Source organism: Brucella sp., assembly GCF_032066345.1.
Classification (GTDB): Bacteria; Pseudomonadota; Alphaproteobacteria; order Rhizobiales; family Rhizobiaceae; genus Brucella; species Brucella pseudogrignonensis.
In genome coordinates, this window is sequence record NZ_DAMBKZ010000007.1 from 242,960 (window position 1) to 251,062 (window position 8,103).

An 8,103-nucleotide genomic window follows, 5' to 3' on the forward strand; every position below is an offset into this window, starting at 1 on the left:
TTCCATTGCTGTAAACTCAGACTGGCTGCTTCGCTAAAAATGCTTCCTTGGTCATATAATCTGCGGTTCTCAACAGCGGTCCGCGGCTATCCATATCAACAATGCTGCCAATGTATGAATGCTGCTGTACCAACTATCAATTGTGAATTCCCCAGGTCTTGCGCAATACGCCTCCGGGCGACTTGGGAGCTAGGCAGCCGGACAATTTTACGAACTGGCGACAATGTGTCGAAACAGCTTTGCCTATTGACTGGCCTTTTATATCGATTATTCTAGATATATGGAAAATGAAGAAGCAATAATCGCTTTCGCTGCTCTGGCTCAACCGACACGACTGGATACATTCCGTCTGTTGGTGCAACACGAACCTGCAGGTATTCCTGCTGGTGAATTGGCACGCATGCTGGATGTGCCGCAGAATACGATGTCCGCGCATCTGGCGACATTATCTCGCGCTGGACTTGTGAAAGGCGAACGTCAGAGCCGTTCGATCATCTATCGCGCCGACCTCGACCGTTTTCGCGATCTGACCCTTTTCATGATCAAGGACTGCTGTGGCGGCAGTGCTGAGCTCTGCGCACCTCTTATAAAAAGCCTGACACCCTGTTGCGAACCGAAGACGGTCGCCCAGTAACCCATGGCCGATGAATTCTGCCATCCATAAACGGACTGATAAAATGACGGATCGGATCTACAACGTGCTCTTCTTGTGCACGGGCAATTCCGCACGCTCAATTTTGGGCGAAGCAATTCTGAACAAGGACGGCGAAGGTCGTTTTCACGCCTATTCGGCGGGTAGTCAGCTAAAAGGCAACGTAAATCCTCTCGCAATCACGGAGCTGGACGCCCTGGGCTATTCCACCGAGAATCTGAGCTCAAAAAGCTGGGACGTGTTTTCAGGTACCGACGCCCCTCGGATGGATTTCATTTTCACGGTTTGTGATAACGCTGCCGGAGAAGCCTGTCCTGTCTGGATTGGTCATCCGATGACAGCCCACTGGAGCATTGAGGATCCTGCCGCTGTTGAAGGAAATGACGCAGAAAAGCAACTCGCCTTTGCGCAGGCGGCCCGCTTTCTGAAGAACCGGATATCAGCATTCCTGAGCCTTCCCCACACCACTATAGACCGCATTGCGATTCAAAATCATCTGAAAGAAATCGGCACCATGGAAGGTAGCACACAGACAAATGTGGAGAATAACTGATGTCCACATTCGAACGTTATCTGACTGTTTGGGTGGCTCTTTGCATTGTCGCTGGCGTAGCTCTGGGCCATTTCTTTCCGACACTATTTCATGCAATCGGATCTGCTGAAGTCGCCAGGGTCAACATTCCAGTCGCTATTCTCATCTGGCTCATGATCATTCCGATGTTGCTCAAGATTGATTTCAGCGCCTTGAGACAGGTCACTGAGCACTGGCGTGGCATCGGCGTCACGCTCTTTATCAATTGGGCCGTCAAACCATTCTCTATGGCGCTTCTCGGTTGGCTATTTATCGGCTGGCTGTTTCGCCCTTATCTACCTGCAGACCAGATCGACTCCTACATTGCTGGGCTGATTATTCTGGCGGCCGCCCCCTGCACGGCAATGGTGTTTGTCTGGTCCAACCTGACCAACGGCGAGCCGCATTTCACGCTGTCGCAGGTCGCACTGAACGATGCTATCATGGTTGTGGCATTTGCCCCAATCGTGGGGCTACTGCTCGGACTGTCGGCAATTACTGTCCCGTGGGACACGCTCGTTCTGTCGGTTGTCCTCTATATCGTCATTCCGGTGATTATCGCGCAAATCCTGCGCAGAAGCATTCTCGCCAGCGGTGGACAACGAGCCTTCGATGCAATGCTCAAAACGCTACAGCCGCTGTCCCTGATTGCGCTTTTGGCGACACTTGTTCTGCTATTCGGATTTCAAGGAGAGCAGATCATCGCACAGCCCATGATCATTGCGATGCTGGCCGTCCCTATTCTCATCCAGGTTTATTTCAACTCCGGCCTCGCTTATCTGTTGAATCGCATTTCAGGCGAGCAACATTGCGTCGCCGGTCCCTCGGCTTTGATTGGTGCTTCAAACTTCTTCGAGCTGGCAGTAGCAGCAGCAATCAGCCTTTTCGGCTTCTCATCTGGCGCAGCACTCGCAACAGTGGTTGGCGTTCTTGTTGAAGTTCCCGTCATGCTCTCGGTCGTCTGGATCGTGAACCGCTCCAAGGGCTGGTACGAACGCGGTGCCAATCAAAAGCCAGTCACGGAAACAGGAAAACTCTGATGTCAGTTACGATCTATCACAATCCGAACTGTGGCACCTCTCGCAACACATTGGCCTTGATCCGTGCCAGCGGCGAAGAGCCTGTCGTCATTGAATATGTACAAAATCCGCCTTCGCGACAACGACTGGTCGAATTGCTTCAAGCAATGCAGATGACGCCTCGCGAACTCCTTCGCGAGAAAGGCACACCATATGCCGAGTTGGGATTGTCCGATCCCAAATGGACCGATGATGAACTGGTCGACTTCATGATGGCGCATCCTATCCTGATCAATCGTCCAATCGTGGAAATGCCACTTGGCACCAGACTGTGCCGTCCGTCAGAACTGGTTCTCGACATTCTGGAAAACCCGGTGTCGTCATTCACCAAAGAGGACGGAGAAGTCATCACCTATCAAAGAAAGTCCCGCTGATATGGACCTGCCGAACCTCGATCAGAATTCCTTCGCATTGCCTGACCTGGATGCATTACGCGCCGACTTTCCAAAGCATAAGCCTCGTATCCTTTTGCTCTATGGCTCACTTCGTGACCGTTCCTATAGTCGGTTTCTGACGCTGGAAGCGCAGCGTCTGCTCGATGCGATGGGTGCTGAAACGCGTGTCTTTCATGCCAATGGTCTTCCTTTGCCAGACGATGGTTCAGCAGAGCATTCGAAGGTTCAGGAATTGCGTGAGGCAATGCTTTGGTCTGAAGGCCAAGTCTGGACCAGTCCCGAACGTCATGGAGCCATGAGCGCTGTCATGAAATCGCAGATCGACTGGATTCCTTTGCCGGGTGGAGCAATTCGTCCGACGCAAGGCCGAACTTTGGCATTGATGCAAGTTTCAGGCGGATCGCAGAGCTTCAACGCCGTCAATCAGATGCGCATTCTGGGGCGCTGGATGCGAATGATCACCATTCCAAACCAGTCATCCGTCGCAAAGGCATGGCAGGAATTTGACGACGCTGGACGGATGAAACCCTCGTCGTTCTATGATCGCGTGGTCGATGTGATGGAAGAACTAATGAAGTTTACACTTCTGACGCGTGGCATCTCGGATGATCTCACAGACCGTTATAGCGAGCGCAAGGAAGAAGCTGCCAAACTCGAAAAGCGTGTTTCGTTGAAATCAATATGAGCGCTGAACGGCTTCCCATTGCGGCCATTGCCGGTCTCGGACTGACCCAGAATATCGGTTACGGCACCTTATATTATTCTTTCAGCATTCTCGCGCCAACCATGGCGCGGGACTTCTCCGTTTCCAACGAATGGATTTTCGGAGCGCTGTCGGTTGCTCTGCTAGCCGGGGGCTTTCTGGCTCCCTGGTTAGGCAAATGGATTGATCGTTACGGCGCAGGTCGCATGATGACGATAGGCTCGATACTGGCCGCCGTCTCTCTCATACTGTGTTCGCTTTCTCCAAATGCTTTGATGTTTGCAGGTGCGCTAACGATCATCGAAATCGCCGCAAACCTCGTCCAATATGGAACAGCCTTTGCATTATTGGTGCAATTAGCTCCAAATGTTGCCCAGCGTAGCATCACCTACCTGACATTGATTGCAGGCTTTGCCTCGACAATTTTCTGGCCCATTACAACAACCCTTCAACATTGGCTTACCTGGCAACAGACCTATTTGCTGTTCGCTTGCCTCCATTTGTTTCTCTGCGTGCCGGTACACCTTTTGCTCGCGCGTTCTATTGCAAAGAGTGGTCGGAAACGATCAACGAATGAAACAGTCACAACCGCCTTTTCAGGTGATCTGCCTGCCCATCAACGGCGCAAAGGTTTCGTACTTATTCTCGTGGCATTCTCGACGCAGGCTCTCGTTGCAGCGGCCATTCTGGTCCATATGGTGCCGATGTTGAGCGCGCTCGGTCTTGCAGGTTCTGCAGCATTTATTGGCGCGATATTCGGACCTTCTCAGGTGGCCAGCCGCCTGATCAACATGCTCGGTGGCAAAAACCTCGCTCCGATCAGTCTGGCAGTAATCTCTGCCTCCTTGATGGGGCTAGCCCTCATTGTTCTGCTATTCGGAGCTCCATCCATTATTGCGACCATGATGTTTGCCTGTCTTTTTGGCTTTGGAAACGGCCTCTTCAGTATTGTCTCAGGAACCTTGCCTTTGTCACTGTTCGGCAGTGATGGTTACGGTTCCATGCAGGGCAAAATCATATCAGCCAGATTAATCGTGTCCGCCACTGCACCGTTAGCGATGGCTTCCAGTATAACGCAATTTGGTGCGAGCTGGAGCCTCACTATTTTGGCTCTTTCTGCCGCGCTAAGCGTCACGATGCTCACAGGACTGAAGTTGCTTCGCTAATGCCAGCTTTCAATCAGAAGCAATTGGGAGCGAGATGACGGCAATAAAGCGCAAAGCGGTCATGTGCGGATCTGATTGCCAGTCAAGAGTTATACAAATCGCCTTTTCAATGCAGTTTATAGTGGCTAGTGGCTCGGACGGCTTCGACGCGTCATATTCCCCCATACCAGTCATATCCATGATCCTCCCAGTATCCACCTTTTCCACCCTGAATGTTTGCGAAGCTAGAGACAAGTTCAATCGACTTGATGTATTTGTTCATCTTGTATCCAAGTTGTCTCTCGACGCGTAAGCGAAGCGGAGCTCCGTTCTCCACCGGGAGGGCCTGATTGTTGAGACCGTAGGCCAATATAGTCTGCGGATGGCGAGCGTCGATGAGATCTATGCTGCCATAAAATGACGCTGCCCCTTTCGCGCCGTCTACCCTATCGAAGCAGTGGAAGACGACAAAGTGCGCGGATGACGTGGGGCGTGCCACATCGAGAATCTGGCTCAAGGGAACACCTGTCCATTTGGCGATTGTACTCCAGCCTTCCACGCAGTCGTGGCGGGTGATCTGGGTGCGCCCTGGCATTTTGCGCAGTTGCTCCAGCGAAAAACTTACCGGTTTTTCCACGAGACCAGTTACCTGCAAAACATAGTTTGAGAAATTGGCAGCGCGAAGTGCTTCATATTCTTCTGTTGCAGGATTGGTTTCACCATTCGGTTTTTGACCCTGACGCAGCTCGCTTTCCCCATACTCCCTTGCAAGTGCATTATGTCCCTGCAGTTGCCGTTGAATGAGGTAGGTCAGATCGTTCGCCTTTTCGAGGACATGCCGCGTAGCGCTTTCGTTGTCGCCGACAAAATCGAAAGCATCACAACCGCTCAATATAATGGACGAGGCTGCGGCTCCGGAAAAAGTTAGCAACTGTCGTCGGGAAATATTCAGCTTGCTCATGGGTACCTGTCCTCGTCTCTTTTCGGAAGATCAGCGCGATACCACCCGGAAATCATCGATCGCATTTCGTTGAACGGACCTGCCGCAAGCACCATCACGATATGAATGACGACGAATGCGCAAAGCAGGAAAACGGCTACAAAATGAAGAGTGCGGGCTGTCTGGCGTCCGCCGAGCCATTCCGCTAGCGGTAGTACGGCATCCATGCCGGGAGACATGGCCAGCCCCGTAATTATAACCATCGGGAAAAGCCCGAAAAACACCATGCAGTAGGTCAGTTTCTGCATAGGATTATATGTTTTCCGATGCTGGAAGCGAAACTTGAGATGGTTCAGAATATCGCCGGGCAGGCTCTTTATATCCAATGCAGATGGCAGTAACTCGTTCCTCAGATGCCCGTTCAAAACGCTGCCGACCAACCATAGCGTGAGTGTGCCCACCAGAACCCATGCGAAGAAAAAGTGAACCACACGTCCGGTTGCCAGATCGCGATAAGACGGAATGGTCAACGCAGGGGGAAATGCCTGATAGGCGGGAGCACTTGTGGCGCCCGATACGCCGAGAAAACCGGTTGTCTGGAAGCTTTTGCCCAAGATATCGACACGACCTTCAGGGCCGCTTTCCCCATCGACGGCATAAATTGCCAGTACGACATTATCATAGTCGAAACCGGATTCGTTACCGAGATAGAGCGTGGGGTGTGCGTTGAATATCTGTAGCCCTGACAGCAGCAGAAAGAAGAGGCTTACCGCCCAAATCCAGTGTGTGAGCCGCGTCAGCAGACGCTGGCGATAGACGAGCTGTTTCATGATGTTGTGCTCCGGTAACTTGCCCGCCAATCGTGAGGGAAGACTGGCGGGCCAGAACAATTACTGAGGCTTTTTCATGGAGTCGGACTGCATCGCGTCCTGTTTCATGGCATCGCTCTTCATCGCTTTGTCGTCATGTTTCTTCATTTTCTTTTTTGTATCGCTATGCATGGCGTCGCCTTTCATGGCGTCATGCTTGCCCATAGAATCCTTCTTCATAGTGTCAGACTTCATGGTGTCGGTTTTCATCGCGTCTTGCGCGAAAGAAACCGGCGTGAAAGATATAGCGGCAAGCAGGGCGAGCGCCGGAAGGACGATGATGTTTTGTTTGATGGTCATGACGATACTCCTGTTCATCTGGGCGCCAGCGGCGCGTAACAGGAGGAGTTTCGACAGACAGAGGCAAATGGTTACACCGATCACGGCGATGTGATCATCTCTTCGGAAGATGTAACCTTTTCCGCTTCTTTCACGAATATGCCGGTGATTGGGAGTTGTAACCTGACCTATTCGAACGAAGAGAGGTTGAAAAAACTGATGATATTGGCGCTCGACGGAGACAAGGCAGCCTATCGGACCTTGCTTGAGGATTTGTCGCGCCGACTGAAACCTTATTTTCTACGGCGTCTTTTCGGCGATAAATCGCAAGCAGAAGACCTTATTCAGGAGACTTTGCTGGCGATCCATACCCGACGCATAACCTATGATCGAGGCATGGCGTTTCTACCCTGGGTAAATGGAATTGCGCATCACAAGCTCGTCGATCATCTACGCCGTCACGGGCGTGAGCCTGCTACACCTCTGGAAGAAGATGTTCCTGTGTCCGATGAAGCCGAAGCCACCGACGCGCGGATGGACGTGGACAGGATGTTGAGCGGTGTTTCCGAACGCACGGCAGGTTTGATCCGCAAAGTAAAAATCGAGGGACAATCCATAGATGAAGCTGCACGTGACACCGGCTTGAGCCAGAGTGCGGTCAAAGTCGCCATCCACCGCGGTCTTGCAACAATAGCGCAAAGATTTGGAGGCAAAGCGCGTGACCGATGATCTGATCGACAAGCTGACAGCAGATATCAAACCAGTTGGTCCTCATGCAATGCGCCAGCTTTTCATGCGTTATGCGACGGGAGGCATTGCAGGCGGGCTTGCGATTATGCTGGTTTTCCTTGGCGCGCGTCACGATTTGCTGTTGGCGATGACCACGGCCGCTTATTGGATGAAATTCGGCTATGCAGTCCTGCTTTTATTGATACTGATCCCCACATTATTCACCTTGTCGCGGCCCGTTCGCACGGGATTGCACTGGTTGCCGCTTGCCATACTGCTGGCTTGTCTTGCGGGCGCGGCATCAATCCAGTTGCTCAATGCTGAGCCCGGACAAGCAGAAGTGTTGATATGGGGGCGGACAGCGTTGGTCTGTCCGTGGTTGATTGTTCTCATAGCTCTTCCCATGCTTGGATTCCTGCTTGCTGCGATGCGACGGCTTGCTCCGGCAAATCCTGCTCTGACCGGTCTTGTCGCCGGTATCGTTGCTGGCGCCGTAGGAGTTCTCATCTACTCACTACACTGTCCAGAATCTGGAATGCCGTTTATTGCAATCTGGTATACGCTCGGCATCGCAATCACGGGGCTTCTTGGAATGATTGGTGGGCGCATCCTACTGCATTGGTAAAAGAGGTTGAATTGCCAGCCAACTATAAGACGCTTCAGTCAGGGTCGCAGCTAATATGATTGCCAGTCAGGAACGATGCGGCAAGAACTGAGCCTGCTATCAGTCCAGCGTTTAAC

Annotated in this window: 11 protein-coding genes; 8 read left to right on the forward strand and 3 right to left on the reverse strand. The window is 52.1% G+C overall.

Features of this window, described 5'->3' with window-relative positions; genetic code table 11:
- Window positions 1-280: 280 nt before the first annotated feature.
- The 6 genes from RT142_RS11700 to arsK are packed head-to-tail and all read left to right on the forward strand — an operon-like array spanning window position 281 to window position 4,566.
- Entirely contained in the window at window positions 281-634 is a 354-nt protein-coding gene (locus tag RT142_RS11700; protein ID WP_171380388.1) for an ArsR/SmtB family transcription factor, read from the forward strand.
- A 43-nt stretch (window positions 635-677) separates the two neighbouring features.
- On the forward strand, window positions 678-1,205 hold the full coding sequence (locus RT142_RS11705; RefSeq protein WP_171380387.1) for an arsenate reductase ArsC: 528 nt from the start codon (window positions 678-680) through the stop codon (window positions 1,203-1,205).
- Window positions 1,205-2,263 carry an ACR3 family arsenite efflux transporter gene (arsB, locus tag RT142_RS11710; RefSeq protein WP_313028702.1) on the forward strand — a complete coding sequence of 353 codons (1,059 nt, stop codon included), beginning with the start codon at window positions 1,205-1,207 and terminating at the stop codon, window positions 2,261-2,263. The genes RT142_RS11705 and arsB overlap by 1 nt, the downstream gene beginning before the upstream one ends.
- A complete protein-coding gene (gene arsC / locus RT142_RS11715; RefSeq protein WP_171380385.1) occupies window positions 2,263-2,676 on the forward strand; it encodes an arsenate reductase (glutaredoxin) in 414 nt (137 codons plus the stop codon). Before arsB ends, arsC begins: the two co-directional genes overlap by 1 nt.
- Window position 2,677: 1 nt before the next feature.
- Window positions 2,678-3,382, forward strand: a complete 705-nt coding sequence (gene arsH, locus RT142_RS11720; protein ID WP_171380384.1) for an arsenical resistance protein ArsH — start codon at window positions 2,678-2,680, stop codon at window positions 3,380-3,382.
- Complete coding sequence (gene arsK, locus RT142_RS11725; protein WP_171380383.1) at window positions 3,379-4,566, forward strand: arsenite efflux MFS transporter ArsK; 1,188 nt, start codon at window positions 3,379-3,381, stop codon at window positions 4,564-4,566. The genes arsH and arsK overlap by 4 nt, the downstream gene beginning before the upstream one ends.
- A gap of 151 nt (window positions 4,567-4,717) precedes the next feature.
- Here the strand turns inward: arsK and RT142_RS11730 are convergent, their stop codons facing one another.
- The 3 genes from RT142_RS11730 to RT142_RS11740 are packed head-to-tail and all read right to left on the reverse strand — an operon-like array spanning window position 4,718 to window position 6,654.
- On the reverse strand, window positions 4,718-5,506 hold the full coding sequence (locus RT142_RS11730; RefSeq protein ID WP_313028705.1) for a molybdopterin-binding protein: 789 nt from the start codon (window positions 5,504-5,506) through the stop codon (window positions 4,718-4,720).
- Window positions 5,503-6,315: a cytochrome b/b6 domain-containing protein gene (locus tag RT142_RS11735; protein WP_171380381.1), complete on the reverse strand. Its 813-nt coding sequence runs from the start codon at window positions 6,313-6,315 to the stop codon at window positions 5,503-5,505. Before RT142_RS11735 ends, RT142_RS11730 begins: the two co-directional genes overlap by 4 nt.
- A gap of 60 nt (window positions 6,316-6,375) precedes the next feature.
- Window positions 6,376-6,654: a pentapeptide MXKDX repeat protein gene (locus RT142_RS11740; RefSeq protein WP_029926454.1), complete on the reverse strand. Its 279-nt coding sequence runs from the start codon at window positions 6,652-6,654 to the stop codon at window positions 6,376-6,378.
- 198 nt (window positions 6,655-6,852) lie between these two features.
- Between RT142_RS11740 and RT142_RS11745 the strand changes: the two genes are divergently transcribed.
- Complete coding sequence (locus RT142_RS11745) at window positions 6,853-7,362, forward strand: sigma-70 family RNA polymerase sigma factor (protein WP_171380621.1); 510 nt, start codon at window positions 6,853-6,855, stop codon at window positions 7,360-7,362.
- Window positions 7,352-7,987 (forward strand): NrsF family protein, encoded by a 636-nt coding sequence (locus RT142_RS11750; protein WP_171380380.1) that lies wholly within the window; start codon window positions 7,352-7,354, stop codon window positions 7,985-7,987. Before RT142_RS11745 ends, RT142_RS11750 begins: the two co-directional genes overlap by 11 nt.
- The last annotated feature ends 116 nt before the right edge of the window (window positions 7,988-8,103 follow it).

Excerpts from the sequence above, each read along its gene's own strand:
- RT142_RS11700 (WP_171380388.1), top strand. The coding sequence starts at position 281 with ATGGAAAATGAAGAAGCAATAATCGCTTTCGCTGCTCTGGCTCAACCG.
- RT142_RS11705 (WP_171380387.1), top strand. The coding sequence starts at position 678 with ATGACGGATCGGATCTACAACGTGCTCTTCTTGTGCACGGGCAATTCC.
- arsB (WP_313028702.1), top strand. The coding sequence starts at position 1,205 with ATGTCCACATTCGAACGTTATCTGACTGTTTGGGTGGCTCTTTGCATT.
- arsC (WP_171380385.1), top strand. The coding sequence starts at position 2,263 with ATGTCAGTTACGATCTATCACAATCCGAACTGTGGCACCTCTCGCAAC.
- arsH (WP_171380384.1), top strand. The coding sequence starts at position 2,678 with ATGGACCTGCCGAACCTCGATCAGAATTCCTTCGCATTGCCTGACCTG.
- arsK (WP_171380383.1), top strand. The coding sequence starts at position 3,379 with ATGAGCGCTGAACGGCTTCCCATTGCGGCCATTGCCGGTCTCGGACTG.
- RT142_RS11730 (WP_313028705.1), bottom strand. The coding sequence starts at position 5,506 with ATGAGCAAGCTGAATATTTCCCGACGACAGTTGCTAACTTTTTCCGGA.
- RT142_RS11735 (WP_171380381.1), bottom strand. The coding sequence starts at position 6,315 with ATGAAACAGCTCGTCTATCGCCAGCGTCTGCTGACGCGGCTCACACAC.
- RT142_RS11740 (WP_029926454.1), bottom strand. The coding sequence starts at position 6,654 with ATGACCATCAAACAAAACATCATCGTCCTTCCGGCGCTCGCCCTGCTT.
- RT142_RS11745 (WP_171380621.1), top strand. The coding sequence starts at position 6,853 with ATGATATTGGCGCTCGACGGAGACAAGGCAGCCTATCGGACCTTGCTT.